Origin of the sequence: Amycolatopsis kentuckyensis, assembly GCF_041679295.1 — a bacterium.
GTDB lineage: Bacteria > Actinomycetota > Actinomycetes > Mycobacteriales > Pseudonocardiaceae > Amycolatopsis > Amycolatopsis kentuckyensis_A.
Window position 1 is genome coordinate 98,430 of sequence record NZ_JBGDMD010000018.1, and the last position, 24,738, is coordinate 123,167.

General features: G+C 73.2%; 25 protein-coding genes. 18 read left to right on the plus strand and 7 right to left on the minus strand.

What is annotated here, in order from left to right:
* Positions 1–43: 43 nt before the first annotated feature.
* Entirely contained in the window at positions 44–832 is a 789-nt protein-coding gene (locus tag ACERZO_RS47120; protein ID WP_444843247.1) for a hypothetical protein, read from the plus strand.
* Positions 833–903: 71 nt separating this feature from the next.
* Here ACERZO_RS47120 and ACERZO_RS47125 read toward each other — a convergent pair whose 3' ends face one another.
* Genes ACERZO_RS47125 through ACERZO_RS47135 form a run of 3 tightly spaced genes read right to left on the minus strand, consistent with a single transcriptional unit; the run spans position 904 to position 3,615 of the window.
* Positions 904–1,929, minus strand: coding sequence for an NAD(P)-dependent alcohol dehydrogenase (locus ACERZO_RS47125; protein WP_372672518.1), 1,026 nt, complete (start codon positions 1,927–1,929; stop codon positions 904–906).
* Positions 1,926–2,600 (minus strand): iron-sulfur cluster assembly protein, encoded by a 675-nt coding sequence (locus ACERZO_RS47130; RefSeq protein ID WP_372672519.1) that lies wholly within the window; start codon positions 2,598–2,600, stop codon positions 1,926–1,928. The genes ACERZO_RS47125 and ACERZO_RS47130 overlap by 4 nt, the downstream gene beginning before the upstream one ends.
* A gap of 1 nt (position 2,601) precedes the next feature.
* Positions 2,602–3,615, minus strand: coding sequence for an amidohydrolase family protein (locus ACERZO_RS47135; protein ID WP_372672520.1), 1,014 nt, complete (start codon positions 3,613–3,615; stop codon positions 2,602–2,604).
* A 163-nt stretch (positions 3,616–3,778) separates the two neighbouring features.
* Between ACERZO_RS47135 and ACERZO_RS47140 the strand changes: the two genes are divergently transcribed.
* Positions 3,779–5,227 carry a helix-turn-helix domain-containing protein gene (locus tag ACERZO_RS47140; protein WP_372672521.1) on the plus strand — a complete coding sequence of 483 codons (1,449 nt, stop codon included), beginning with the start codon at positions 3,779–3,781 and terminating at the stop codon, positions 5,225–5,227.
* 160 nt (positions 5,228–5,387) lie between these two features.
* On the opposite strand, the gene ACERZO_RS47145 is transcribed toward ACERZO_RS47140, so the two are convergent.
* Positions 5,388–6,596 carry an MFS transporter gene (locus tag ACERZO_RS47145; RefSeq protein ID WP_372672522.1) on the minus strand — a complete coding sequence of 403 codons (1,209 nt, stop codon included), beginning with the start codon at positions 6,594–6,596 and terminating at the stop codon, positions 5,388–5,390.
* Positions 6,597–6,676: 80 nt separating this feature from the next.
* Between ACERZO_RS47145 and pdxR the strand changes: the two genes are divergently transcribed.
* Positions 6,677–8,080, plus strand: a complete 1,404-nt coding sequence (pdxR, locus tag ACERZO_RS47150) for a MocR-like pyridoxine biosynthesis transcription factor PdxR (RefSeq protein WP_372672523.1) — start codon at positions 6,677–6,679, stop codon at positions 8,078–8,080.
* Here the strand turns inward: pdxR and ACERZO_RS47155 are convergent.
* Together ACERZO_RS47155 and ACERZO_RS47160 are read right to left on the minus strand one after the other, a co-directional pair.
* Positions 8,008–9,441: an MFS transporter gene (locus tag ACERZO_RS47155; RefSeq protein ID WP_372672524.1), complete on the minus strand. Its 1,434-nt coding sequence runs from the start codon at positions 9,439–9,441 to the stop codon at positions 8,008–8,010. The two genes, pdxR and ACERZO_RS47155, sit on opposite strands and share 73 nt — an antisense overlap.
* 96 nt (positions 9,442–9,537) lie before the next feature.
* On the minus strand, positions 9,538–10,008 hold the full coding sequence (locus ACERZO_RS47160; RefSeq protein ID WP_372672525.1) for an SRPBCC family protein: 471 nt from the start codon (positions 10,006–10,008) through the stop codon (positions 9,538–9,540).
* Positions 10,009–10,170: 162 nt separating this feature from the next.
* Between ACERZO_RS47160 and ACERZO_RS47165 the strand changes: the two genes are divergently transcribed.
* The 9 genes from ACERZO_RS47165 to ACERZO_RS47205 are packed head-to-tail and all read left to right on the plus strand — an operon-like array spanning position 10,171 to position 19,459.
* Positions 10,171–10,686 (plus strand): bifunctional nuclease family protein, encoded by a 516-nt coding sequence (locus tag ACERZO_RS47165; RefSeq protein WP_086683989.1) that lies wholly within the window; start codon positions 10,171–10,173, stop codon positions 10,684–10,686.
* 35 nt (positions 10,687–10,721) lie between these two features.
* Positions 10,722–11,663 carry a sigma-70 family RNA polymerase sigma factor gene (locus ACERZO_RS47170; protein WP_372672526.1) on the plus strand — a complete coding sequence of 314 codons (942 nt, stop codon included), beginning with the start codon at positions 10,722–10,724 and terminating at the stop codon, positions 11,661–11,663.
* Positions 11,664–11,711: 48 nt separating this feature from the next.
* The gene (locus ACERZO_RS47175) at positions 11,712–12,149 is read left to right on the plus strand and encodes a MarR family winged helix-turn-helix transcriptional regulator (RefSeq protein WP_372672527.1); all 438 of its coding nucleotides are present in this window, start codon (positions 11,712–11,714) and stop codon (positions 12,147–12,149) included.
* On the plus strand, positions 12,146–13,576 hold the full coding sequence (locus ACERZO_RS47180) for an MFS transporter (protein ID WP_372672528.1): 1,431 nt from the start codon (positions 12,146–12,148) through the stop codon (positions 13,574–13,576). Before ACERZO_RS47175 ends, ACERZO_RS47180 begins: the two co-directional genes overlap by 4 nt.
* A gap of 59 nt (positions 13,577–13,635) precedes the next feature.
* Positions 13,636–15,276 (plus strand): fatty acyl-AMP ligase, encoded by a 1,641-nt coding sequence (locus ACERZO_RS47185; protein ID WP_372672529.1) that lies wholly within the window; start codon positions 13,636–13,638, stop codon positions 15,274–15,276.
* The gene (locus tag ACERZO_RS47190; RefSeq protein ID WP_372672530.1) at positions 15,269–15,532 is read left to right on the plus strand and encodes an acyl carrier protein; all 264 of its coding nucleotides are present in this window, start codon (positions 15,269–15,271) and stop codon (positions 15,530–15,532) included. Before ACERZO_RS47185 ends, ACERZO_RS47190 begins: the two co-directional genes overlap by 8 nt.
* Positions 15,529–15,846, plus strand: coding sequence for a hypothetical protein (locus ACERZO_RS47195; protein ID WP_372672531.1), 318 nt, complete (start codon positions 15,529–15,531; stop codon positions 15,844–15,846). Before ACERZO_RS47190 ends, ACERZO_RS47195 begins: the two co-directional genes overlap by 4 nt.
* Positions 15,846–19,064 (plus strand): WXG100 family type VII secretion target, encoded by a 3,219-nt coding sequence (locus tag ACERZO_RS47200; RefSeq protein WP_372672532.1) that lies wholly within the window; start codon positions 15,846–15,848, stop codon positions 19,062–19,064. The genes ACERZO_RS47195 and ACERZO_RS47200 overlap by 1 nt, the downstream gene beginning before the upstream one ends.
* An 8-nt stretch (positions 19,065–19,072) precedes the next feature.
* The gene (locus ACERZO_RS47205) at positions 19,073–19,459 is read left to right on the plus strand and encodes a hypothetical protein (RefSeq protein ID WP_372672533.1); all 387 of its coding nucleotides are present in this window, start codon (positions 19,073–19,075) and stop codon (positions 19,457–19,459) included.
* Between the two features lie 58 nt (positions 19,460–19,517).
* On the opposite strand, the gene ACERZO_RS47210 is transcribed toward ACERZO_RS47205, so the two are convergent.
* Positions 19,518–20,309 (minus strand): class I SAM-dependent methyltransferase, encoded by a 792-nt coding sequence (locus tag ACERZO_RS47210; RefSeq protein WP_372672534.1) that lies wholly within the window; start codon positions 20,307–20,309, stop codon positions 19,518–19,520.
* A 26-nt stretch (positions 20,310–20,335) separates the two neighbouring features.
* On the opposite strand from ACERZO_RS47210, the gene ACERZO_RS47215 reads away from it, so the two are divergent.
* From ACERZO_RS47215 to ligD, 6 genes are all read left to right on the plus strand, one after another.
* Positions 20,336–21,910, plus strand: a complete 1,575-nt coding sequence (locus ACERZO_RS47215) for a glycoside hydrolase family 13 protein (protein WP_372672535.1) — start codon at positions 20,336–20,338, stop codon at positions 21,908–21,910.
* A 99-nt stretch (positions 21,911–22,009) separates the two neighbouring features.
* Entirely contained in the window at positions 22,010–22,198 is a 189-nt protein-coding gene (locus ACERZO_RS47220; RefSeq protein WP_372672536.1) for a hypothetical protein, read from the plus strand.
* Positions 22,198–22,383, plus strand: coding sequence for a hypothetical protein (locus ACERZO_RS47225; protein ID WP_372672537.1), 186 nt, complete (start codon positions 22,198–22,200; stop codon positions 22,381–22,383). Before ACERZO_RS47220 ends, ACERZO_RS47225 begins: the two co-directional genes overlap by 1 nt.
* Before the next feature lie 53 nt (positions 22,384–22,436).
* Positions 22,437–22,991 (plus strand): hemerythrin domain-containing protein, encoded by a 555-nt coding sequence (locus ACERZO_RS47230; protein WP_372672538.1) that lies wholly within the window; start codon positions 22,437–22,439, stop codon positions 22,989–22,991.
* A gap of 5 nt (positions 22,992–22,996) precedes the next feature.
* Positions 22,997–23,125, plus strand: a complete 129-nt coding sequence (locus ACERZO_RS47235) for a hypothetical protein (RefSeq protein ID WP_372672539.1) — start codon at positions 22,997–22,999, stop codon at positions 23,123–23,125.
* A gap of 17 nt (positions 23,126–23,142) precedes the next feature.
* The gene (gene ligD / locus ACERZO_RS47240; protein WP_372672540.1) at positions 23,143–24,720 is read left to right on the plus strand and encodes a non-homologous end-joining DNA ligase; all 1,578 of its coding nucleotides are present in this window, start codon (positions 23,143–23,145) and stop codon (positions 24,718–24,720) included.
* The last annotated feature ends 18 nt before the right edge of the window (positions 24,721–24,738 follow it).

The following is a 24,738-nucleotide window of genomic DNA, read 5'->3' on the forward strand; positions in this document are numbered from 1 at the left end:
GAACGGGTGAGAGCGGGGCAGGGTGCGCGGGTGTGGTCTGAAGGTGGCGATCTTCCTGGGGGCGATCGTCGTGCTGACCGCGGGGATCGTCGTCGTGGTGGTGCTGACGCGCAGCCCGGTGCGGACGCCGGGTTGCACGGTGGCCCTGCCCGGGCAGACGTCGTACACCTTCACGCCCGAGCAGATGGACAGCGCGGCGACGATCGCGGGTGTCGGGACGAAGCTCGGGCTCCCGCCGCACGCGGCCACGGTCGCGCTGGCCACGGCGCTGCAGGAGTCGAAGCTGCGCAACCTCGAGGGCGGTGACCGCGACTCGGTGGGGCTGTTCCAGCAACGGCCCAGCCAGGGCTGGGGCACGGTGGCGCAGCTGCGCGACCCGGTCTACGCGGCGACGGCGTTCTACGAGAAGCTCGAGAAGCTGCCGGGCTGGGAGACGCTGCCGATCACCGAGGCGGCCCAGGAGATCCAGCGCTCGGGCGTCCCGGACGCGTACGCGCAGTGGGAGCCGCAGGCGCGCGCGATGGCGGCGGCGTTCAACGGCCAGTTCCCGGCCGCGTTGACGTGCCGCAACCTGACCCTGGCGGCGCCCGGCGACCTGGCGGCGGCCGCCACCGCTGAGCTGGGCACGGCCCGGGTGAGCGGCGCGCACCCGGCGGCCCAGGGATGGGCGTACGCGAGCTGGCTGGTCGGCCGCGCGGAGGCGCTGGGGGTGGACAAGGTGAGCTTCGCCGGGCAGACGTGGACGGCGGAGTCCGGGGCCTGGGCCCAGGACTCCGCCGCCGGTCAGGATCTCTCGCTGCACCAGGCCCCGGCGGCCCGGCCCAGCCAGTAGAAACGACGTGAATGACTCATTCATGTCGCCTGACGACATGAATGAGTCATTCACGTCATGCGGGACCGGGGTCAGGGGATGAGGATCGCGCGGCCGCGGATGCGGCCGGCGTCGAGGTCGTCGAGAGCCGTCTGGAACTCTTCCAGGCGGTACCGGGCCGTGTGCAGCTTCACCCGGCCCTGTGCCGCCAGCACCATCAGCTCGCACAGGTCGTTGTACGACCCCACCAGGTTGCCGATCAGGTTGATCTCCGTCGAGATGACGTCGATCGTCGGGACGTCGATGTTCTCGCCGTAGCCGACGACGTGGTAGTCGCCCGCCCGGCGCAGCATCGCGATCCCGTCGCGCGTCGCCCCGCCCTCGCCGACGAAGTCGATCACGGCCTCCGCGCCGTGGCCGCCGGTGAGGTCGAGCACCTGCGTGACCTGCGAGCCGTCGCCGATGACGCCGTGGTCCGCGCCGATCGACACCGCCAGCTTCACCGCGTCCGGGTTGCGGTCGACGACGATCAGCTCCGCCGCCGAGATCGCCTTGAGCACCTGGATCCCGATGTGCCCGAGCCCGCCCGCGCCGATCACGACGCACCTGTCGCCCGGGCGCAGCCGCCGCGCCGCCTTCGCCGCCGCGTGGTACGCCGTCAGCCCGGCGTCGGCCAGCGCCGCGACGTCCGCCGGCTCCAGGGCGTCGTCGATCTTGACGACGCTGCGGGCCGACGTCTTGAGGTACTCCGCGTACCCGCCCGCGGTGTCGATGCCCGGGAACTGCGACTGCTCGCAGTGGACGTCGTCGCCGAAGCGGCACGCCCGGCACAGCCCGCACGTGATCAGCGGGTGCACGATCACCTTGTCGCCCTCGGCGACATTGGTGACCGCGCTACCGACCGCGTGCACCCAGCCCGCGTTCTCGTGCCCGATCGTGTAGGGCAGCGTGACGCCCGACTTCTCCCGCCACTGCCCTTCCAGGATGTGCAGGTCGGTGCGGCAGACACCGGCGCCGCCGATCCGGACGACCACGTCGTACGGCCCGGTCACCTCCGGCGACGGGACGTCGGTCATCTCCAACGGCGAGTCGTAGCCGACGACCTGGACCGCTTTCATGCTGTTGCCTCCACGGGAGCTTCGGGGTAACGGGTGCGGAGCAGGCCGCGGCAGAAGTGCGAGTTGCCTTCGAGGGAAATCCGGACGGACTTCGCGAACCGCAGCCGCAGCGGGATTTCTTCGCGGGGGAACGGGGTTCCGGCGTGGTCGACCAGCACGGGCGACGCCGGGTCGGCCGGCAGCCCGAGGGCCGCCCGCCGTCGGAGCAACGCCTGGGAAGGCGCAGTGGCCGGGAGGTCCGCGAGGGTGACGCCGTGCAGGTCGACGTCCTCGTCGGCGCGCAGCAGGACGGTCAGGGCGCGTTCCATCGCCGCCTGGTGGGCCTTGCGGCGGAACGTCTCCCGCAGCTCTTCCAGGTCCTGATCGGCTTCGTGGCCGAACGTGCCCCGGTAGCCCGCGTCGGCGGCGAGACCGGCGTTGATGAGGTCCGAATCGTGGTGGTCGTCCAGTTCCACCACCACTTCGGTCGTCCACGGCAACGCGGTCAGGACGTCCTTCGCGTCGGACGCCATGAGGTAGGCGAAGTTCGGCGCGCAGAACGACGTCGGGAGTCGCAAGTGGACGGTCACCCGGCCGCCGTCGACGGACAGGGACTTGACGAAACCGAGGTCCGTGATGGGCTCGTCCAGCTCCGGATCGAGGACCGCGTCCAGCGCGGTGTAGGCGTCCACGTCAGGCCACCGAGACGGCCTGGGACTCGACCGGAGCGAGCTGGAGCTCCGACGGGACCGGGATGTCGTACATCGCCGCCGCGTTGAGGCCGAGGATCTTCTTCTTCTGGTCGACGGTCAGCGGCGCGTACTCCGGCAGGTCCTCCGGGATCTGGAAGTCGACGAACCGCTCGATCAGCCAGCGAGGCGTCCAGAGCGCGTAGTCGCTGGAGAACTGGATGCGGTCCTCGTCCAGCCAGTACAGCAGCTCGCCGATGATCTGCGCGAAGTACTTCGGCCGCGTGTGGATGAACGGGATGGCGACCGCGAGTCCCGCGTGGACGTTCGGCTCCTGCGTCGCGATCCAGCAGAAGTCCTCCAGCCGCGGCAGGCCGCAGTGCTCGACGACGAAGTTGAGATCGGTGAAGTCGGTCGCCGCGTGGTCGACGTCGGCGACGTCGAAGGCGTCGCGGTCGAGGGGCCGGATCGTCGGTCCCTTGTGGACGTGGATGTTCTTGATCCCGAGTTCCTGGCAGGCTTCGAAGTACTTGTACGTCCACTTGTCGTCGAGCTTGTAGCCGCGCGAATCGCCTTGCCACTCGGCCGTGTAGAGCTTGACGCCCTTGAGGTTGAAGCGCTCGGCGTCCCGGCGCAGCCGGTCGATCCCGGCCTGCTCGAAGCGCGGGTCGAAGAAGTGGTTGTAGGTCAGCTTGCCCTTGTGCTTCTGCGTGAGCGTGAAGGCTTCTTCGGTTTGCCCGAAGCCGTTTTCGTAGAACGCGCCCAGGTAGGCGGGCTGGAAGATCGCGTGGTCGACGTACCCGTTCTCGAACAGGTCGCGCATCAGCCGCTCGCCGCCCTGGTAGAGGTAGTCCTCGTACGGCCAGACCTCGGACTCGGGGCTGAGGTTGCGGTGGTAGTCGTAGAAGCAGTCGATGAACTGCTTGCCGTGGACGTTCCGCTGGTTCTCCGGGCGCGCGTCCCAGAGCGCCACGTGCGCGTCCACGATGAAGTACGTCTCGCCGTCCTTGCTGTACATGCGGTCCTCCACGTCTTCGTGTGTTGCTGGGACGGTAGGGACGTCGGGGCTGGTCAGGGACCCGCCGGGTGTCTCGATATGAGACAGCTCGGGCCGCCGTCACCCGGGCGGCGGACGTAGGCTGGACGGAGTCCGACGCAGCGGCGCGTCCGGAGGAGGTCGAGTGGAGAACCCGCAGATGTCCGTCACGCGGTCGTTCGACGCGGCCCGGCTGCGAGCGTCCTGGCAGCGCAGCGAGCGCTACGGCGTCCCCGAAGACGAGGTCCTGCCGGTGTTCTCCGGCGCGGTCGACACCGGGTCGCTGCTCTACGAGTGCGGCACCGAGGTGCTGCGCGGCCTGCAGGCGACGCTGGCCAACGAGCCGATCAGCCTGATGATCACCGACAGCGAAGGCCTGGTGCTGAGCCGGCTGTGCACGGACGCGTCCATCAACCGCTCGCTCGACAAGGTGCACCTGGCGCCCGGCTTCTACTTCGCCGAGAGCAACGCGGGCACCAACGGGCTCGGGCTGGCGCTCGCCGACCGGGCGCCGTCACTGGTCCGGGCGAGCGAGCACTACTGCACCGACCTGCGCGGGTACACCTGCGCGGCGGTGCCGGTGCTCGACCCGCTCACCGGGTCGCTGGCCGGCAGCGTCAACCTGACCACGTGGTCGGAGCAGTCGTCGGAGCTGCTGCTGGCGCTCGCGCAGGCCGCCGCCGGCAACACCGCGGCGCTGATGCTGGCCCGCGCGTCCGGCCGCACCGCCCGGCCGACCCCGCGCGGCGAGGTCTTCCGCGTCTACGCCGACCGCGTCGACCCCGGTGACCTGCCACGGCTGTCGCCCGCCTGGACGACCGCGGTCGGTTCGGCGCAGGCGGCCTTCGCGGCGGGCCGGGCCGTCGCGGTCGTCGGCGAGCCGGGCGCGGGAAAGACGGCGCTGGCGTCCCTGGCGCGGCGGGAGTCGCGACCGCGTGAGCGCGTGCTGAACGCGCGCCCGCCGGCGCCCGACGACGTCGACACATGGCTGACGCTGTGGACGCCGGAGCTGGCCAAGGACGGCACGTGCGTGATCGTGTCCGGCGTGGAAGCGCTGCCGGCGTGGGCGGCGGAGGAGCTGGCGCGGCGGTTCGCCGAGGTCCGCGGCGAGGGGCCGCCGCCGTTCGTGCTCACCGCCGGGGACGCCGGTTCGCTGCCGGCGGCGCTGCGGCCGCTGGTCGACCGGGTGGTCGAGGTCCCGGCGTTGCGCTTCCGCCCGGACGACGTCCTGCCGCTGGCCCACCACTTCGCCCGCCGCGACCGCGGGCGGGACGTGACGTTCACGTCGGCGGCTTCGCGGGCGTTGGCGGCTTACGACTGGCCGGAGAACGCGAAGCAGCTACGTCGGGTTGTGCGCGAAGCGGCTTCGCGGTCCGACGTGGTCGATGTGGGGCATCTGCCGGCCGAGGTGTTCAGCGCGGTGGGCCACCGGTTGAGCCGGCTGCAGGCGTTGGAAAGGGACGAGATCGTGCGGTGCCTGTCCGAGCCCGGCGCGACGGTCGTGCAGGCGGCGGCGAAGCTCGGCATGGGCCGGGCGACGCTCTACCGGAAGATGGCGCAGTACGGCCTCAACGCACGGCAGCTGAAGTCCTAGTGTCGCGCGTTGCCAGTGGTTCGAGGCAGCCGGAACCGGCGCCGGGCGAGCCCGGCCCGAGTAGCCCCGCCGCGGATGTAGTGAATGAGTCATTCACTTCGCCAGGCGACATGAATGACTCATTGATGTCGTCTGACCGGTGGCCGAAGCCGGCCCGAGGTCAGTGCGCGCCGACCGTCGTGCGGGTCGTCTGGGCCCAGCGGACCGCCGGGCCCATCGCCGCGCCCGCGGCCAGGAACAGCGCGCCCAGCAGCAGCCACCCCGGCAGACCCCACCCGATCACCACCGTGCTCAGCAGCACCGGCCCGACCGCGCGCGCCACCGACACGCCCGTGCCGAAGAACCCCTGGTACTGCCCCTGCCGGTCCGCCGGGGCCAGCGCGAAGCCGATCTCCCACGTGCCCGCCGACTGCAGCATCTCGCCGAACACCTGCACCACCGCGCCCACGACCAGCACCGCGAACGCCGTCCACGGCGACGTCCCGGCCGCCGCCAGCGCGAAAGCCACGCAGGACGCCAGGAGCAGCACGCCCGACCGGCGGACCATCCGCGCCGCCGAGCCGATGCTCGCGAGCCGCCCCGCCACGCGGACCTGCAGCAGCACCACCACGACCGTGTTGAGCACGAACAGCGCGGACACCGTCCAACCCGGCGCGGCGGTCCGCTCGACGATCCACAGCGGGATCGCGACGCTCAGCAGGGGCATCCGCAGCAGCAGGACCGCGTTCAGCAGCGTGACCAGCGCGTACGGCCGGTCGCGCAGCACGGCCAGCTTCGGCTCGCCCGCGCGCGGCACCGACGCCGCCACGGGCGGGAGCGCGACCATGAGCACCGCCGTCACGACAAAGGCCGCGGCGTCGAGCGCGAAGACCGTGACGTACGCCGATGCCGTGTCGGCCGAAAGCGCGAGCCCGCCCAGGCCGGCGCCGATCGCCAGACCCGCGTTGCCCGCCGACTGCAGCTGGGCCCGGATGCGCGTCCGGCGGTCCGGGTCGGCGAGCGCCGCCAGCAGGGCTTGGCGGACGGCGGCCAGGCCGGTCTGGCAGCTGCCGTAGAGGCACGCGGCCAGCGCGAACAGCAGCGGCGTGCGCACGAACGGGAACACCAGGATCGACGCGCTCGTCGCCAGCGCCAGCAGGATCGCGCAGCCGCGGGCGCCGTGGCGGTCGGCGAGGTGGCCGAGCGGCACGCCCGCGACCGAGCCTGCCGCCCAGCCGAGCGTCAGGCCCAGCCCGACCTGCGCCGGCGTCAGCCCGGCGACCCGCGTGAAGAACAGGACCGAGCAGGTCAGGAAGGCGCCGTCGCCGAGCGAGCCGGCCAGCTGGGCGGCGGCGAGCAGCCGCGCGGGGCGGTCCTGGGTCAGCGTCATGGCTCTACCGTAGATCGCTACTTGGCCCGATCCCAGATCCAATTCTCCCGCATCGGATTGGGCCAATGTAGGGTCGCCGGATGGACTTCCACGTCAGCCTGGCGGGGCGCGGCGACCTGTCCGTCCGGATCTACCGCCAGCTGCGGGACGCGGTGCTCGACGGCCGGCTGCGGGCGGGGGAGCGGCTGCCGCCGACGCGGGAGCTGGCGCGGCGGCTGGCCGTCTCGCGCAACACCGTCGCGGTCGCCTACGACCGGCTGACCGCCGACGGGTTCCTCACCGGCCGCGTCGGCGCCGGGACGTACGTCAGCGGTTCGCTGCCCGCGCCCAAGCCGCGCAAGGCCCCTTCGCCGCACGGGCCGCGGCCGAAGGCGATCTGGCGCTCGCTGCCGCCGCCGGCCGCCGCGGTGGCGGGGGAGCCGGAGTTCGACTTCCGCGTCGGCGTCCCCGACCCGGCGTTGTTCCCGCTCGAGACCTGGCGACGGCTGCTCGGGCGCGAACTGCGGACCGGCTTCGCGCACTACGCCGACCCGGGTGGCCACGGGGGTTTGCGCGCGGCGATCGCCCGCCACATCGGCGTTTCCCGCTCGGTGCGCGCCGACGCGGACGACGTGCTCGTCACCCAAGGCGCGCAGCAGGCCCTGGACCTGCTGTGCCGCGTGCTGCTTTCGCCGGGCGACCGCGTCGCCGTCGAAGACCCCGGCTACCGGCAGGCGAGGCTGCTGTTCGCCTCGCACGGCGCCGAAGTCGTCGGGGTGCCGGTCGACGGCGAAGGCCTCGACGTCGACGCGCTGCCGTCGCGGACGAAGCTGGTGTACGTCACGCCGTCGCACCAGTTCCCGCTCGGCACGCCGATGTCCCTGGCCCGCCGCACGGCGCTGCTGGCATGGGCCGAGCGGGCGGACGCCGTCGTCGTCGAGGACGACTACGACAGCGAGTTCCGGTTCTCCGACCGGCCCCTGGAGCCGTTGCAGAGCCTGGACCGCGGCGGGCGCGTGGCGTACGTCGGGTCGTTCTCGAAGACGCTGCTTCCCATGCTGCGCCTGGGTTTTCTGGTGGCTCCCGCGTCGTTGCGCGACGCCTTGCGCACCGCGCGCCGGCTCTCGGACTGGCACGGCGACGTCCCGGCCCAGGCGGCGCTGGCCCGGTTCGTCGACGAAGGCCTCTTCGCCCGCCACATCCGCCGTGCGACGAAGGTGTACGCGGAACGCCACGAGCGTCTGGTGTCCACTGTGGACCGGGTGTTCGCGGGCCGGCTCCGGGTGGTGCCGTCGGCGGCGGGGCTGCACCTGTGCGCGCTGGCCGACGCCGACCTGGAGCCGATCGCCGCGCGGGCGGCGGTCGCGGGGGTGGCGGTGCAGACGCTGTCCGATCTGTGCGGCGGATCGCCGTCACCGGGGCTGGTGCTGGGCTACGGCTCGATCCCGGTGGAGCGGATCGACGACGGGCTGGCGGCACTGGACGCGGCCTGGGGCTCGACGTAGTGGTCGACCCGGCGGCGCGCGGCGATGAGCAGCCCGCCGGCCGACGTCGCCACCGCCGTGGCCAGGACCAGCAGCCAGCCGTGGCGGAAGTCCGTCAGGTCCGGCGTGCCCGCGAAGACCGCCACCAGGACCGCCGTCCCCAGGACCGTGCCGATCTGGCGCGTCGTGTTGACCATCGACGAGCCCGCGCCCCAGCGGGCCGGCGGCAGGACCGTGCCGACCACGCCCGACAGGCTCGGCAGGATCAGGCCGACCCCGATGCCCGTGAGGAGCTGACCGGGCAGCATCGACGCGGCGTAGTCGGGCGTCGATCCCATGCGCAGCAACCAGATCAGCGCGCCCGCGCCGAACGAGACGCCGCCGAGGGCGACCACCGGGCCCGGGCCGAAGCGGTGCACGAACCGGCCGCCCAGGATCGACACCGGCACCACCATCAGCGGTCCCGGCGCCAGGGACAGCCCGGCCACCAGGATCGAGTCGTGCCAGACGGACGTCAGGAACAGGACGTTGCCGAACAGCATCGCGGCGAACCCGGCCGCGAACACGCCGGTCGTCACGCACGCCAGCCACAGCGTCGGGACGCGCAGGGCCGGCAGGTCCAGCACCGGCACGGCGTGCCGGGCCGAGCGCACCGGCACCCAGGCCAGCGCGACGACGGCGATGGCGAAGGCGAGCAGGACGGGCCCCGCCGTCCAGCCGTGGTCGGGTGCTTCGACCAGCGCGTAGGCGAGGGCGCCGACGCCCGCGAGCAGGCCCGCGGCGCCGAGCAGGTCCGGGACGCCGGTGGTGGTGTCGCGCGACTCCCGCAGCACGCGCGGGCCGGCCAGCAGCGTCAGCGCGCAGATCGGCAGGTTCACCAGGAACACCCAGCGCCACGACGCCTCGACGAGCAGCCCGCCGACGGGCGGCCCGAGCGCGGCGGCCGCGGCGCCGACGGACGCCCAGACGCCGACCGCCATCGGCCGCCGGTGCGCCGGGAACGCGGTCAGCAGCAGGGCCAGCGACGTCGGCATGACGAGCGCGGCACCGACCGCCTGCACGGCGCGGAAGGCGATGAGGAGGGGGATGGACGGCGCGGCGGCGCAGGCGGCGGAGGCGAGCGTGAAGACGGCGACGCCGAGCAGGAACAGCCGCTTCCGGCCGTACCGGTCGGCGAGCCGCCCGGCGGGCGCGAGACAGGCGGCGAACAGCACGGTGTAGCCGTTGAGGACCCACGACAGCGTGGCGAGGTCGTCGCCGGGGAAGGCGGCCCGGATGCCGGGGAACGCGATCGTGACGATGAACGTGTCGAGGCTGGCGAGGAACGCCGCCGTCGAGACGACCAGCAGCACGAGTCCGGGCTTCGGCGCGGTGTCGGTCATGGTCCTCCTAGGTTTGAAAAAGCAACCTAGCCGGATGAGGTGGGTCTCAACAAGAGACTGACCAATTGAGCGCGACGGAGGTCACGCCGAGGCGGCTCACGCCGCCGCGGCTCGCTCCTCCGCCCGCGCCTTGAGCGCCGCGAGGGTGTGCTCGATCGACCGCACGTTGTAGCCCGGCCGATCGGCGCGGCCGGTCACCCGCGGCCCCATGAACTTCCGGACCACCCAGCTGCCGATCCGGTACCAGTTCTCGGTGACCCGGCAGCCCGTCGCCGTCGGGGTCAGCACGTACTCCCACCTCGACACCCGCGACCCGATCGGCGTCCGCACGTCGAACGCGAACCGGCGGTCCTCCTCGAACGCCACGACGCGAACCCGCGTCCACCACTGCAGGTCGCCGTTGCGGTTGCGGCCGCGGAAGCGCGCGCCGGGGCCCGGCTCGTCCAGCCAGCGGCCGCCGATGTTCTCCGGGCTCAGCTCGCCCATCCGGGGCAGGTCGGTGACCCACGACCACACCGTGCCCGCGTCGGCCGGGACGTCGATGGCGCGCGAAATCGTCGGTTCCACGCCCCGACGGTGACAGCGCCCCCGAGTCCCCGGCAAGGGGTTCCGGGGGACTCCGCAGCGGAGGAGAGTCGGCGGTGAAAAAACTTCCGCGCGGAACCGGGTTGCCGACCGCGGGTTGTGGGTATCTCGCGCGCGGAGGAGTGTCCCCGAGCGGAGGGTGCGGTGGTCAGCGTGATCCCGATCGAGGTGGTGGGAATGGCCGTCCCGGTGCCCGGCGAGGCGCCGCTGATGTTGCTGCGCGAGCCGGACGGGGCCCGCCGCTGGCTGGCGATCATGATCGGGTACGGCGAGGCCGAGGCCCTCGTGCGGGCGCGCGAGCAGATCGCGCAGCCGCGCCCGGGCACGATCGAGCTGCTCGGCGACGTGCTCGCGGCGTTCGGCCAGGGCGTCGCCGCGGTCGAGCTCACCGAGGTGCGGGACGGGATCTTCTACGCCGACCTCGTGCTCGCATCCGGCACGCGCGTGTCGGCCCGCCCGAGCGACGCCGTCGCGCTCGGCCTGCGCCAGGGCGCGCCGATCAGCGTCGCCGAAGAGGTGCTCGACGTCGCGTCGGTGCAGCTGGAGGTCGAGCAGGAGGCCGAAGGCCCCGCCGCCGACGTGCTGGACACCGAAGCCGAGGTCGCCCGGTTCCGCGCCGAACTCGACGGGCTGCGTCCCGAGGACTTCGACGACCTGTAGAGAATCGGCTCCCGTACCCCAGCGACGGGAGAGCCATGCCGGACTTCGCGACGAGCACCGAGCCGCACCGGCGTGAGCTCGTGGTGCACTGCTACCGCATGCTGGGCTCGGTGCACGAGGCCGAAGACCTGGTGCAGGAGACGCTGGTCCGCGCGTGGAAGGCGTGGGACGGCTACGACCCGGCCCGCGCGTCCGTGCGCACCTGGCTCTACCGGATCGCGACCAACGCCTGCTTGACGGCGCTCGAAGGCCGGGCCCGGCGGCCGCTGCCGTCCGGGCTCGGCCGGCCGAGTGACGACCCGGCCGCGCCGCTGACGCCGTCGTTCGAGATCCCGTGGCTGCACCCGTTCCCGGACGCGCGCCTCGACGACCCCGGCCTGCGCGTGGCCCGCCGCGGCACCCTGCGCCTGGCGCTGCTCGCGGCGATGCAGACGCTGCCGCCGAAGCAGCGCGCGGTCCTGATCCTGCGTGACGTCCTGGAGTTCACCGCGGCGGAGGTGGCCGGCTTCCTGGAGACGACGCCGGCCGCGGTCAACAGCGCCCTGCAGCGCGCCCGCGCGGGTCTCGGCGGCCTGACCGCGGACGAAGTGCCCGAGCCGGACGACTCGGCGGTGGAAGCGGTCCTGGACCGGTACGTCCGCGCGTTCGAGGCCGCCGACGTCGCCGGCCTGGTCGGGCTGCTGACCGGCGACGTCGTGCTGGAGATGCCGCCGGTGCCGCTGTGGTACCTCGGGCCGGACGGCTACGGCCGATTCCTGGAGCGACTGTTCGCGATGCGCGGCCGCGACTGGCGCATGACGCGCGCGGCCGCGAACGGCCAGCCCGCGCTGGTGGCCTACTGCCGCGACGACACCGGCGTGTACCGGCTGCACACCCTGCAGGTGTTCACCGTGGTCGGCGGGCGGGTGGCGCACAACGTCGTGTTCGCCGATCCCGCGGTGCTGGCGCTGTTCGACTTCCCGGCCGGGCCGGCTTGAGTCCACAGTAGATTCGACAGGGTTACCTGATCAGTCTACCCTGTCGATATGACTTCGAAGAAGGCTGCCGCGGCGGCGGCCGCGCAGGACCTGCGCGTGCTCGTCGGCCGGTTGCGGCGGCGCATGATGGACGCGACGGCGGTCGGTGGCCTGACCTCCGCGCAGGCTTCGGCGCTGGCCCGGCTCGCGATCACCGAGCCGACGACGGCGAGCGTGCTGGCCGGCGGCGAGAAGGTGCGCCCGCAGTCGATGGCCGCGACCGTTTCCGCGCTGGCGAAGCTCGGCCTGATCCGCCGCGAGGCCGACCCGGAGGACGGCCGCCGCCAGCTGCTCTTCCTGACCGCCGAGGGACGCGAGTACGCCCGAGGAGCCCGCGCGTCCCGGCACGAATGGCTGGCGCGGACCCTCGCCGAGGGGCTCACCGAGGACGAGCTGGCGGTGGTGACCGAGGCGGTCGCCCTGCTCGGCCGGGTCGTCGAATCGTGACGGCCCGGCCGGGCACGCGGGACGGGTTCGACCGGAAGCTGCTGGCCCCGCTCGTTTCGGGCGCGGTGCTGAACCCAGTCAACTCGACCATCATCGCGGTCGCGCTGGTGCCGATCGGCGTCGCGTTCGGCGCGCCGGCGTCGGCGACCGCGTGGCTGATCTCCGCGCTCTACCTCGCCACCGCCGTCGGGCAGCCGGTGGCCGGCCGGCTCATCGACCGCTACGGGCCGCGGCCGGTGTTCCTCCCGGCGACCGCGCTGGTCGGCGCCGCCGGCGTGCTCGGCACCCTCGCGCCGAACCTGGGGTGGCTGATCGCCGCCCGGGTCGTCCTCGGCTTCGGCACGTGCGCCGGCTACCCGGCGGCGATGCGGCTGATCCGCGACGAGAGCGACCGCACCGGCCGCGACAGCCCCGCGTCCGTGCTCACCGTGCTGGCCATCTCGACCCAGACGATCTCGGTGATCGGCCCGGCGCTGGGCGGCCTGCTGATCGGGGTCGGCGGCTGGCGCGCGACCTTCGCCCTGAACATCCCGATCGCGCTGGCCGCGTTCGTCCTCGGCGCGCTCCGCTTCCCCAAGACGCCCAAGCCGGCGTCGGAGGGCAAGTTCGACCTCGACCTGCCCGGCATGGCGCTGTTCGCGGGCTCGCTCGTCGCGCTGCTGCTGTTCCTGATGCACCCCGGCGCAGGGGACTGGTACCTGGCGGTCGTCGCCGTCGCGGGTGCGGCGGGCTTCGCCGTGCGCGAGCTGACCTGCGCCCACCCGTTCATCGACCTGCGGCTGCTCGGCCGCAACGGCCCGCTGCTGCGGACGTACGGCCGCTCGTTGCTGGCCTACGTCGTGGCGTACAGCTTCCTCTACGGCTACACGCAGTGGCTCGAGCACGGGCGCGGGTTGTCGGCGGCCGAAGCCGGGCTCGCCACGCTGCCGCTGTTCGCCACCGGGATCCTCGTGTCACTGGTCAGCGGGCGCCGCGAACAGGTGCGCGGCAAGCTGGTCGTCGCCGCGCTCGGGCAGCTCGCCGGCTGCGCGCTGCTGCTGACGCTGGACTCCTCCGCCGCGGTCTGGCTGCTCGTCGTGGTCGCGCTCGTCGCCGGGATCCCGCAGGGGCTCAACAGCCTCGCGCTGCAGAACTCCGTGTACCGCCAGGCGAATCCCGCCGACATCGGCGCGTCCGCCGGGCTGCTGCGCACGTCCGGCTACCTCGGCGCGATCGTCTCTTCCGCGCTGCAAGGCGCTTTCTACGGACCGGCTGCCGAAACCGGCGGCCTGCACGACCTCGCGCTGCTCCTGCTCGGCATCGGCGCGGTCTTCCTCGCCGTCACCGTGTTCGACCGTTCCCTCGCGAAGAGCACCGCCCCGATCGCCGCTTCCGCCGACCTCCGCGCGACGACATCCGGGTGCGCAAGTGCTGAGCACCGTCCGTGAGGCGATGGACCGACGTGGCCGGGCTCGGCGACCTCCGGGACGTCCAGTAGGTTCGCTGCGTGCCCCGTCCCGCGACCGTGCCCGAGGCGGTGCTGCGCGTCTCGATCGTGGAGCGGTTGTTCGCCCGCGCGGACGACGAGCGCCCGCTGTTCACCCACCAGGACCACTCCCACGCCGCTGAGCACACGGTGACGTGGGCCGAGTTCGCCGCGCGGGTCCGCGTCGTCGCGGGCGAGCTGCGCCGGGTCGCCGAGCCGGGGGAGCGGGTCGCCGTCCTCGCCGGGCAGGAACTGGCCTACCCGCTCGCGTTCTTCGGCGCGCTCGCCGCCGGCCTGATCGCCGTCCCGCTGATGCCGCCGGGCAACCGCGCGCAGGCCGAGCGGCTCGGCGGGGTGCTGGCCGACTCCGGCGCACGGGTGTGGCTGACGTCGTCGGCCGCGGCGGCGCGGGTCCGCGAGTTCGGCGACCCCGGCGACCTGCTGGTCGTCGACGAGCTGAGCGGGCCGGGCACCGACCCGGTGCCGGTCGCGCCGGAAAGCCCCGCCTACCTGCAGTACACCTCCGGGTCGACGCGGGAGCCGGCCGGCGCGGTGATCCCGCACCGGGCGATCGTCGCGGCCTGCTGGCAGGGCAGCCGGGCCTACGCCGTCGACGAGGGCACGACCTGCGCGGGCTGGATCCCGTTCTTCCACGACATGGGCCTGATCCAGCTGCTGTGCCTGCCGGTCTTCGCCGGCGGGCGCGCGGTGTTCATGGCGCCGGCGGAGTTCGTGCACCGGCCGCGGCGGTGGCTGCGGCAGCTCGCGGACTACCCGGCCGTGTTCACCGCCGCCCCGAACTTCGCCTACGACCTCGCCGCCGAGGCCGGCGCCGAAGACGGCCTCGACCTGTCGGACGTGCGGGTCGCGCTCAACGGCGCCGAGCCCGTCCGCCCGCGCACGGTCGAGCGTTTTCTCGAGGTCTTCGGCCCGTACGGCTTCCGGCGCGAGGCGTACCGGCCGTCGTACGGGCTCGCTGAAGCGACCGTGTACGTCGCCAGCGCGGGGCCGGAAGGGCCGACCAGCGCGCTGTTCGACCGCGAGACGCTCGCCCAAGGCCGCGCTGTCGAAACCGTCGATGGCCAGCAACTGGTGTCCGTCGGCCGGCCGGTCGGGCAGGACGTGCGGATCGTCCACGAAGGACAGGAGCAGCCCGACGGCCTGGTGGGCGAGATCTGGCTCCGCGGCCCCAACGTGGCCACCGGCTACTGGGGCCGCGGCGACGCCGCCGCGTTCGACGCGACGCTGGACGGCGCCGGCGGCTGGCTGCGTACCGGCGACCTCGGCGTGGTGCACCGCGGCGACCTCTACGTCACCGGCCGGCTCAAGGACCTCATCGTCGTCGACGGCCGCAACTTCCACCCGCAGGACATCGAGGCGGCGGCGGGCGAGGCCCACCCGGCGGTCCGCCGCGACCGCGTCGCCGCGTTCGGCGTCGCCGACGAGCACGGCGAAGGCGCGGTGGTGGTGGCGGAGTGGGCCCGCGACGCTGACGCCGACCTCAAAGAGGTGACCCGGGCAGTACTGCGCGCGGTGTCGCGCGAGCACGATCTCACGCTCCGTGCGGTACATCTGGTCCCTTCCGGCGGACTTCCGCGCACATCGAGTGGCAAGGTCGCCCGGTCGGCGGCCAAGGCACGTTATGGTGGCGGCCGTGGGTGATCACCGCGCCGAGGTCACGAAGGTCGTCAGCGAGACCTTCCGGCTCGACCCGGCCCTCGTCGAGCCCGACGCGCCGCTGGAGGAGCTGGGCATCGACTCGAAGGGCCGGATCAAGCTCCTCGCGGCGCTGGAGGTCTACTACGGCGTGACGATCGACCTGGACCAGCTCGATCGGTTCACCGACGTGGGTTCGGTGGCCGCCGTGCTCGCGGAAGCCCTGGGAACTGGCGGATCTACAGGAGAGGCTCGGAAATGAGCGGCGGGGGGTACACCGCGACGACGGAAGCGTTGTCGACGGCGTCCAAGACCATCGGGGACCTGGCGGAACACCTGCTGGACGACAACCCGGACCTGCAGACCCCACAGGTGACCGCGGAGGGGTTCGGCCGGGCGCACAACGCCCACGCGGCGAAGTACACCGCCGGCGCGCAGGCGCTGTGGGCCGCGGTCTCCGGCTACAGCAGCACGCTCGGCTCCTTCGGCACCAACCTCGGCACCGCCGGGTCGAGCTACAGCGCCAACGAGGACAACCAGGCCGGCGCGATCACGGACGCCGGGGGCTCGCTCTGATGGCCGACGAAAACAAGAAGAAGTGGTCCGACGTCAAGGCGCTGCTGGACGACCCGAGCGTCCCGGCCCAGCAGAAGAGCGCGCTGATCAGCAGCTGGCTGCGGGAGAACCCGCCGCCCCCGCCGTTCCTGGCCGACCAGGAACCGGACGACATCAAGCAGAAGCGGCAGGAAGCCGAGAAGTACGCGAACGCGTACAACGCCAACCCGCTCTTCGCCGGGCAGTCGGTCGACGAAGCCTTCGACAAGGCCAAGTCGAGCGGTGACCAGAACTCCTACAACGAAGACCAGGAAAAGAAGGCCGTCGACGAGGGCAAGTCGAAGCTCGACGGCACCCAGCCGCCCGCGGCCGCCGACGGCGGCACCACCACCGGCACGAAGACGTCCGACGAGATCTTCGACGCCGCCGCGCCCGCGCTGAAGCTGTTCGAGACCTTCGGGTCGCTGCTGGCCAAGATCCCGGCCGACTGCCGCGGCAACACGCGCGCGCTCGACCTCGACAAGGACATCCGCGCGCCGTTCGACGAGCAGCGCGGGATCAGCTTCGAGCACTTCGTCCAGGACGCCGCGCACTTCAAAACCGGCTCGGAGACGGTGGACCGGACGGTCGAGGACACCGGCTCGCAGCTGGGCACGCTGTACCAGACGTGGAGCGGCGCGGGCGCGGACGCCGCCTCCGACACCTACAACGACAAGATCCAGCCGAAGGCGGCCAAGCTCGCCCAGACGCTCGGCAACGTCAGCGAAGCGACGCAGACCACCGCGACCACCGTGTTCCAGCTGTGCAAGGGCAAAGCCGACGCCGTCATCGGCATGTACACCGACCTGGTCGGCAAAGCCGACTACACGATGGCGCAGAAGGTCGTCGCGGTCGCCAGCGGCGAGCACGGCAACGAGCAGGACCTGGCCCAGATCGCGGGCTGGATGGACCTCAACTTCGGCACCAACCTGGTCAAGACCCTCAACGACCAGGGCTGCTGCGACGGCGACGAGATCAAGAAGCACGGCCAGGACCTGGCCAAGCAGTGGATCCAGAACCAGTTCAACCCCGACATGTGGGACCGGCTGTACAAGGGCTTCGAGAAGACCTGCAAGGACACGAAGGACCTCGTCGACCAGGCGTATGACGCGCTCGACAAGGTCATGGGCGCGGTGAAGAACGAGTTCGAGGGCGTGTCGCTGCCCGGCGGGTCCGGCACCGGCGGGGCCGGCGGTCCGGGTACCGGTGGCACCGGCGGCGGTTCCGGGGCGGGCGGCGGTTCCGGGAACGGTGGCGGCTACGGCACCGGCGGCGGTTCGGGGACCGGCGGCGGTTCCGGGACCGGCGGCGGTTCGGGCGCGGGCATCCCGGGCGGGGGCTCCGGCTCCGGCGGCTCCGGTTCGGGCTCTGGCATTCCCGGTGGAGGCTCGGGTGGCGGTTCCGGCGCGGGTTCCGGCGGTGGCTCGGGTTCCGGTGGCGGCGGCTCGGTGCCGCCGATCCCGGACACCGACACCCCGTCGGACGCCGGCTCGCCTGGCGGCGGCTCCGGTTCGACCGGTGGCGGCGGCTCTACCGGTGGCGGTTCCGGTTCGTCGGGCGATGACCAGCAGGCCGCCGCGGAAGCGGCGAAGAAGCAAGCCGCGGAGGCCGCGGAGGCGGCCAAGAAGCAGGCTTCGGAAGCGTTGGGCTCGTTCGACGGCGGCGGGAGCGGGGGCGCCGGCCTCGGCGGTGGCTCCGGTCTCGGTGGTGGCGAAGGCCTCGGCGGCGGTTCCGGTTCGGGCGGTGGTTCCGGCTCCGGTTCCGATGACACCTCGCCGTCGTCGGTGCCGCCGCCGTCGTCCAGTGGTCAGGACGCCGCGGCCGCGGCCGCCGAAGAGGCCAAGAAGAAGGCCGCCGACGCGCTCAAGGAGTTCAGCGGGCCGGGGATCCAGACCGAGTCCGGTGACGGCGCCGGTTCCGGTACCGGGGGCAGCGGCCTCGGCGGCGAAGGGTTGGGCGGCGGCTCGGGTTCGGGCGGCGGTTCCGGCTCGGGCGGTGGCTCCGGTTCGGGCTCCGGCGACGACGGCAAGGCGGCGGCCGAGCAGGCCGCGGAAGAGGCGAAGCAGAAGGCGGCCGACGCGCTGAAGGAGTTCAGCGGCGAAGGGATCAAGACGGACTCCGGCGAGGGGGCCGGCCTCGGCGACACGGGCTCCGGCGACGAACCCGGCGCCGACAAGGACGGCGACGGCAAGCCGGACAACCCCCTGGGCGTCGACAAGGACGGCGACGGCAAGCCCGACGGCCTGGACACCGATGGCGACGGCAAGCCGGACAGCCTGCTCGGCGAAGACGGCAAGGACGGCGACGACACCCCCGACACCCTGAAGGTCAAGCAGGGCGACAAGACCTTCGAGATGACCGAACCCGACCACGACGGGAAGATGGACATCAAGGTCGGCGCGGGGACCGACGCCGTCAAGGACTTCAAGCTCGACTGGTCCAAGGACGCCGACGGGCAGAGTCCACAAGGGACGGACGACACCTACTGCCCCGGCCCCGACGGCAAGATCCACATCGAGGACGGCGACCTCAAGATCACCGCCGAGCGGCCGGACGGTCCGGACGGGCCGACCGTCGTCACCGTCGACGACGGCAGCGGCACCCCGACGACCTACACGCTCGGCGAGGACGACAAGCCGTCGGACGTCCTCGGTGACACCCCCGGCAAGAAGCTCGACGACGACCTGCCCACCCACCGCGGCACGCTCGAGGACCTCGGGTCGCCGTCCGACGGAGGCTCGGGCGCGCACCACGCCGGCGATGGCCCGGGTGGGCACGACGGCGGCGGCTCCGGCGGCCACCACGGCGGCGGTGGCGTCGGGGCCGGGATCGGCGGCGGCTCGCACGGCGGAGCCGGGTTGTCCTCGGCCGGCTTCGACTCGCACGCCGGGCTCGGCGAGACACCGGTGTCCGGCGGCGCGCACACCGGCGCGGGCGTCGGCGTCGGGCAGGCGCAGCCCGCGGCCGCGTTCGCGCCGGCGGGGGCGTCGGCCGGGACCGGCGGCCAGTCGATGTCCGGGATGCCGGGCATGGGCGCGATGGGCGGCGCCCACGGCGGCGGCGGGGGCGACACCGAGCGGCGGTCGCCCGCGTACCGGATCGAGGGCGCGGTGTTCGACAACCTCGGCGAGCCCGGCCGCCGGATCATCGGCTCCCTGAACGACGACGAAGACCCGCCGACCGCGCGCCGGACCTGGTAGGAGGACCCATGACCGACATCGCCGCGCTGAAGGCCGAGCTGGCCGGCCTGGTGCGCGAACAGTCCGAGCGGCGCGCGCTGCGCGAGCAGCGGGGCGAGGAGATCAAGGCCCGCTCGCAGGAGTACATGACGAAGCAGGTCCAGGCGGCCGAGCGGTACGTCCAGCACGTGCGCGAGATGGCGCAGCGCAAGACGAAGTCGGGCTGGAGCACGGACCGCGGCACGGAAGCACCGTCGGCGTTCGACACGGACGCGTTCGGTGGCGAGCCCGGCGGAGGGTCGCCGTTCGCGCCGTCGGCCGCACCGCCGCCGTCGGCGCGGGACGAGGCCCCGCGACGGGGCCGCCGGGCCCGGGCGGCGGAGGCCGACGACGATTTCGACAACAACCCCTGGTGAGCCGTTAAGGGGGACGGCTGCGCGGCGACGGCTCCGGCCGAGCAAGCCGCCCCGGCCGTCACGGCTCCCAGAGGTCGACCGCGATCTCCCGCAGCCGCTCGGTGAACACCCCGGCCGGGCTCGCGCGCTCCAGCAGCTCGCGCAGCCCGGCCTCGAACTCCGCGCGGCGGTCGCCGAACAAGTGCGGTGCCGAGCTGGACAGCGAAAACACGCCTGCCACCACCTCGTCCACCGTCCGCGTCACGACCCGCCCCGGGACCGTGAACCGCCGCGGCCCGCGGAACCCCGCGCCGCGGTAGATCTCCGGCTCGCCGCCCGGCGTCCCCCGCGGCAACGTCCCCTGCCCGGCCCGCCGCACCGCCCCGAGGTACTCCCGCACCAGCTCGGCGATCTCCACCCGCGGCACCGATCCGACACCCTCGTGCGTCGCCGCGTGGACGTGGGCGCAGACCCCGCCCGGGGCCAGCATCCCGCGCACCGCCGCGGCGACCCTCGGCCGGTCGAACCAGTGGAACGACTGGGCGAACGTCACCAGCCGGAACCGGCCCAGCCCGGCCGGCAGCTCCTCCGCGCGCCGGTGCACCCACCGGCAGCTCTCGGACAGCCGCCGCGCCTCCGCGAGCATGCCTTCGTCGGCGTCGAGCCCGACCGCCTCCTCGAACGACCCCGCCAGCAGCAACGTCAACGACCCCGGCCCGCAGCCGACGTCGAGCAGGCGCCCCGATCCGTCCAGGCCCAGCTCCGCCACGAACGCCTCGGCGAGCTCCGGGGGATACGCGGCGCGACCCCGCGCGTAGTACCCGGCACTGCCCGAATAGAGGGACGGATCCCACTCCCACACCTCAGCCACGCCCCCAGCGTAGATACTCGGGTGTCATGGACTCCGCGAACTGGTGGCGCGACGCCGTCGTCTACGAGGTCTACGTACGCAGCTTCGCCGACGCGGACGCGGATGGCACCGGGGATCTCGCGGGCCTGCGCTCGCGCCTGGGCTTCCTCGCCGGCCTCGGCGTCGACGCCGTGTGGACCACACCCTGGTACCGGTCGCCGATGGTCGACGGCGGCTACGACGTCGAGGACCACCGGACCCCCGATCCGCTCTTCGGCACCGACTCCGACGTGCTCGACCTGGTCGCCGAGGCGCACCGGGCGGGCTTGCGGCTGCTGATCGACGTCGTCCCGAACCACACCTCCGACCGCCACCCCTGGTTCCGGGCGGCCCTGGACGGGGGGCCCGAACGCGCCCGCTACCACTTCCGGCCCGGCCGCGGCGCCGGCGGCGAGCTCCCGCCCACCGACTGGCGCAGCGTCTTCGGCGGCCCGGCCTGGACGCGGGCGGCCGACGGCGAGTGGTACCTGCACCTGTTCGCCCCGGAGCAGCCCGACCTCAACTGGGACAACCCGGAAGTCCGGGCCGACTTCGAGGAGCTGCTGCGGTTCTGGTTCTCCCGCGGTGTCGACGGCGTCCGCATCGACGTCGCCCACGGCCTGCTCAAGGACCCCGCCTTCCCCGACCTCGGCGCGGACGACGAGGAGATCGCGCAGCCGCCGGACCGCGCCGCGCACCCGCACTGGGACCTCGACGGCGTCCACGACATCTACCGCGCCTGGCGGAAGATCGCCGGCGAGTTCGGCCCGGACCGCGTGTTCGTCGCGGAGGCGTGGGTCGACCGGCCCGACCGCCTCGCCCGGTACGTGCGCCCGGACGAGCTGCACACCGCGTTCAACTTCGACTACCTGCGCTGCGACTGGGACGCGGCCGCTCTGCGCGAGGTCGTCGACCGGACCCTCGAAGCACTGCACGCGGTCGGCGCACCCGCGACCTGGGTGCTGTCCAACCACGACGTCGTCCGGCACGTGACGCGGTTCGCCCCCGGCGGCGACCTCGCGCGCGGCCGGCAGCGGGCCCGGGCGGCGCTGCTGCTGATGCTCGCCCTGCCCGGCGGCGCCTACCTGTACCAAGGTGAGGAACTGGGCCTCGAGGAGGTCGAGGACCTGCCGGAGGAAGTGCTCGCCGACCCGACGTGGGAACGTTCGGGCCACACGCGTCGCGGACGCGACGGCTGCCGGGTCCCGCTGCCGTGGGCGGGCTCCGAGCCGCCGTTCGGCTTCGCGCCCGACGGGGTGCGGACGTGGCTGCCGCAGCCGGAGCACTGGCGGACGGCGACGGCCGAGGCGCAGGCGAGCGATCCCGCGTCGATGCTCAGCCTCTACCGGGCTGCGCTGGCCGAGCGCCGGGCGAACCCGGCGCTGGGGGACGGGACGCTGACGTGGACGCCCTCTTCTCCCGGCGTGCTGTCCTTCACGCGGGAACCGGGCTTCGGGTGCGTGGTCAACCTGTCGGCGGAACCGGTCGCATTACCGGGCGGCGACCGGGTTCTGCTGTCCGGCGTGCCCCTGGACGAGGGCAAGGTGCCGCCGGACGCCGCGGTGTGGCTCGCCAGGAGGTGACCGGACGTCGCCGGCCGGGTTGATTCGGTGGTGTGAAACCGCGAACGGTGGGGTACCCGGTCGCGTTCGCTGCCTGCCGTCCGATCCGGAGGTCGTCCGATGCCCGTCCGAACCGCCGCCCCGCCCGCCACCGACGTCGTCGGCTTGGCGCTGGAAGTCCTTGCCGCGCAAGGCATGAGCCGTCCCGCCGCGCAGACCGCCTTGAAGGCGATGGCCCAGGAGAGAGGCCTGACGGTGGCGCGGTGCGCGGCGCTGGTCGTGGCCGCCGTCGACGGGAGGATGGGCTGATGGCCGTCGCCGGCGGGTTTTCGCGCGCGGGCCACGACGACACCGCCGCCGTCGGCGGGGGCGTGCTGCTCGCCGTCGGGCTGGTCGTCGCGTTCTTCACGTGGTGGTCGTGGTGGACGGTCGCCGGGATCGCGCTGACCGCCGCCGGCGTGCTGTGGCTCACGGTGGGCAACCGGCACGAGTAACCGGCGCGCCACCGGGAAAGCCCCTCCCACACCGATCGACGAGGAGGCTTTCCGTGCCCGACCACGACGAGGACGTCATCGAACTGCTGCAGCGGCAGCACCGCGAGATCCGGGAACTGTTCGCCGCGCTGGAAAGCGCCGAGGACGACCGGCGGCCGGAGGTGTTCGCCGACCTCGTGCGGCTGCTGGCCGTGCACGAGACGGCGGAAGAACTGGTGGTGCACCCGGAGATCCGGGACCTCGAGCCCGCGGCCGGAGCGGTCGTCGACGCGCGGCTCGGCGAGGAGCACCGCGCCAAGGAACTGCTGACGACCCTGCAGAAGATGGGGCCCGCGGCCGACGGGTTCGACACGCTGCTCGTCCAGCTGCGCGACGACGTGCTCGCGCACGCCGGCCACGAGGAGCGCGAGGAGTTCCCGCTGCTGCGCGCCCACCGGCCGCCGGAGCGGCTGCGCGCCATGGCCGCGACCGCCAAGCTGGCCGAAGCCGTCGGACCGTCCCGGCCGCACCCCGGCGTCGAGAGCGCGACGGCGAACCTGGTGCTCGGCCCGCCCGCGGCGATCATGGACCGGGCGCGCGACCTCATCCGCGGCGCGCTGGGGCGGTGACGGCGGTGCCGTCCGAAGAGCCCCAGGACCCGGAGGAGTTCGCGGAGGAGGCCGGGCTCGACCCGACGCCGCAGGAGGTCGAGGAGTACCAGGAGCTGGCGAAGAAGAATCCGCCCTGGTCGTCGCCGGACTGAGTGGGTACCCCTCCGGCATGGCAGCCGGCTCCGCCCGCAAACTGCGGCGTTACCAGGAGATGCGTGACTTCGGCCGGACCGCCGAGCCGGCCGGTGGGGCCGCGGGCGGCCCGGCCGGGCACCGGTTCGTCGTGCAGCGGCACCGCGCCCGCCGCCTGCACTACGACTTCCGGCTGGAGTTCGACGGCGTCCTGGTCAGCTGGGCGGTGCCGAAGGGCCCGACGCTGGACCCGAAGGCCCGCCGGCTGGCCGTGCACGTCGAAGATCACCCGATCGAGTACGCCGACTTCGAAGGCGTGATCCCGCGCGGCGAATACGGCGGCGGGGACGTCATCGTCTGGGACCGCGGCGAGTGGCGGCCGGTCGACGAGAACCCGGCGAAGGCGATCGAAGACGGCACGCTGCACTTCGACCTCGACGGCGAGAAGCTGGCCGGGCGGTTCGTGCTCGTCCGCACGAACCGTGGCGAGAAGGACCAGTGGTTCCTCCTGCACAAGGAGGACGAGCACGCCGAAGCCGGCTGGGACGCCGAGGACCACCCGCGCTCGGTGAAGAGCGGCCGCACGAACGACGAGGTGGCGGCCGCGCCCGGCGCGCTGTGGCACGGCGACCGGCCGGCCGCGTCGGCGGAGGAGACCGTCGGGTTCACCGCCGCCACCGACGACGAGCTGGCCGCCCTCGACGACCTCGGCGCCAAGGGCAAGTGGTCGATCGCCGGCCGCGAGCTGTCCTTGACGAACCTGGACAAGGTGCTGTTCCCGCCGGCCGGGGCCGGTGAGCCGGTGACCAAGCGGGACCTGATCCGCTACTACGTCACCGCCGGCCCGGTCATGCTGCCGTACCTGGCGGGCCGGCCGCTCAACACGCACCGCTTCCCGCAGGGCGTCACCGAAACGGGCTTCTGGCAGAAGGAAGTCCCGAAGCACGCGCCCGAGTGGCTGACGACGTGGCGCAACGAGCGCGCCGAAGCGGGGGAGAGCCGGCGGTACGTCGTGGCGGACAGCGTCGCGACACTGGCGTGGCTCGCGAACTACGGCGCCCTGGAGCTGCACGCCTGGACGTCGCGCGCCGCCGACGTCGACCACCCGACGTGGGTGCTGTTCGACATCGACCCGGGCCCGGAGACGTCGTTCGCCGAGGTCCTGGACCTGGCGCGGCTGCACCGCACGGCCCTCGACCACCTCGGCCTGACCGGGCGGCCGAAGGTGACCGGCCAGCGCGGGATCCAGGTGTGGGTGCCGATCGCGCCGCACTGCACGTTCGAGCAGACGCGGGCGTGGGCGGAAACCGTGTCGAAGACGATCGGGCGGGTCCTGCCGGACCTGGTGAGCTGGGCGTGGTCGAAGGACAAGCGCCGGGGCCGCGCCCGGCTCGACTACACGCAGAACGTGCTGAACAAGACGCTGGTGGCGCCGTACAGCGTCCGCCCGCGGCCGGGCGCGCCGGTGTCGGTGCCGCTGGAGTGGGACGAGCTGGACGACGACGGCCTCACCCCGGACCGCTGGACGATCCGGGACGTCCCGAAGCGGCTGGCGAAGCACGGCGATCCGTTCGCGGCGCTGCTCGGGATCGAGCAGAAGCTGCCGGGCCTGTAACGCGCTCGTGAGTGAGAA

Coding starts and splice junctions, on each gene's coding strand:
- ACERZO_RS47175 (WP_372672527.1), top strand. CDS start 11,712: ATGACTTCGAAGAAGGCTGCCGCGGCGGCGGCCGCGCAGGACCTGCGC.
- pdxR (WP_372672523.1), top strand. CDS start 6,677: ATGGACTTCCACGTCAGCCTGGCGGGGCGCGGCGACCTGTCCGTCCGG.
- ACERZO_RS47145 (WP_372672522.1), bottom strand. CDS start 6,596: ATGACGCTGACCCAGGACCGCCCCGCGCGGCTGCTCGCCGCCGCCCAG.
- ACERZO_RS47135 (WP_372672520.1), bottom strand. CDS start 3,615: ATGTACAGCAAGGACGGCGAGACGTACTTCATCGTGGACGCGCACGTG.
- ligD (WP_372672540.1), top strand. CDS start 23,143: ATGGCAGCCGGCTCCGCCCGCAAACTGCGGCGTTACCAGGAGATGCGT.
- ACERZO_RS47170 (WP_372672526.1), top strand. CDS start 10,722: ATGCCGGACTTCGCGACGAGCACCGAGCCGCACCGGCGTGAGCTCGTG.
- ACERZO_RS47195 (WP_372672531.1), top strand. CDS start 15,529: ATGAGCGGCGGGGGGTACACCGCGACGACGGAAGCGTTGTCGACGGCG.
- ACERZO_RS47125 (WP_372672518.1), bottom strand. CDS start 1,929: ATGAAAGCGGTCCAGGTCGTCGGCTACGACTCGCCGTTGGAGATGACC.
- ACERZO_RS47215 (WP_372672535.1), top strand. CDS start 20,336: ATGGACTCCGCGAACTGGTGGCGCGACGCCGTCGTCTACGAGGTCTAC.
- ACERZO_RS47225 (WP_372672537.1), top strand. CDS start 22,198: ATGGCCGTCGCCGGCGGGTTTTCGCGCGCGGGCCACGACGACACCGCC.
- ACERZO_RS47205 (WP_372672533.1), top strand. CDS start 19,073: ATGACCGACATCGCCGCGCTGAAGGCCGAGCTGGCCGGCCTGGTGCGC.
- ACERZO_RS47200 (WP_372672532.1), top strand. CDS start 15,846: ATGGCCGACGAAAACAAGAAGAAGTGGTCCGACGTCAAGGCGCTGCTG.
- ACERZO_RS47220 (WP_372672536.1), top strand. CDS start 22,010: ATGCCCGTCCGAACCGCCGCCCCGCCCGCCACCGACGTCGTCGGCTTG.
- ACERZO_RS47155 (WP_372672524.1), bottom strand. CDS start 9,441: ATGACCGACACCGCGCCGAAGCCCGGACTCGTGCTGCTGGTCGTCTCG.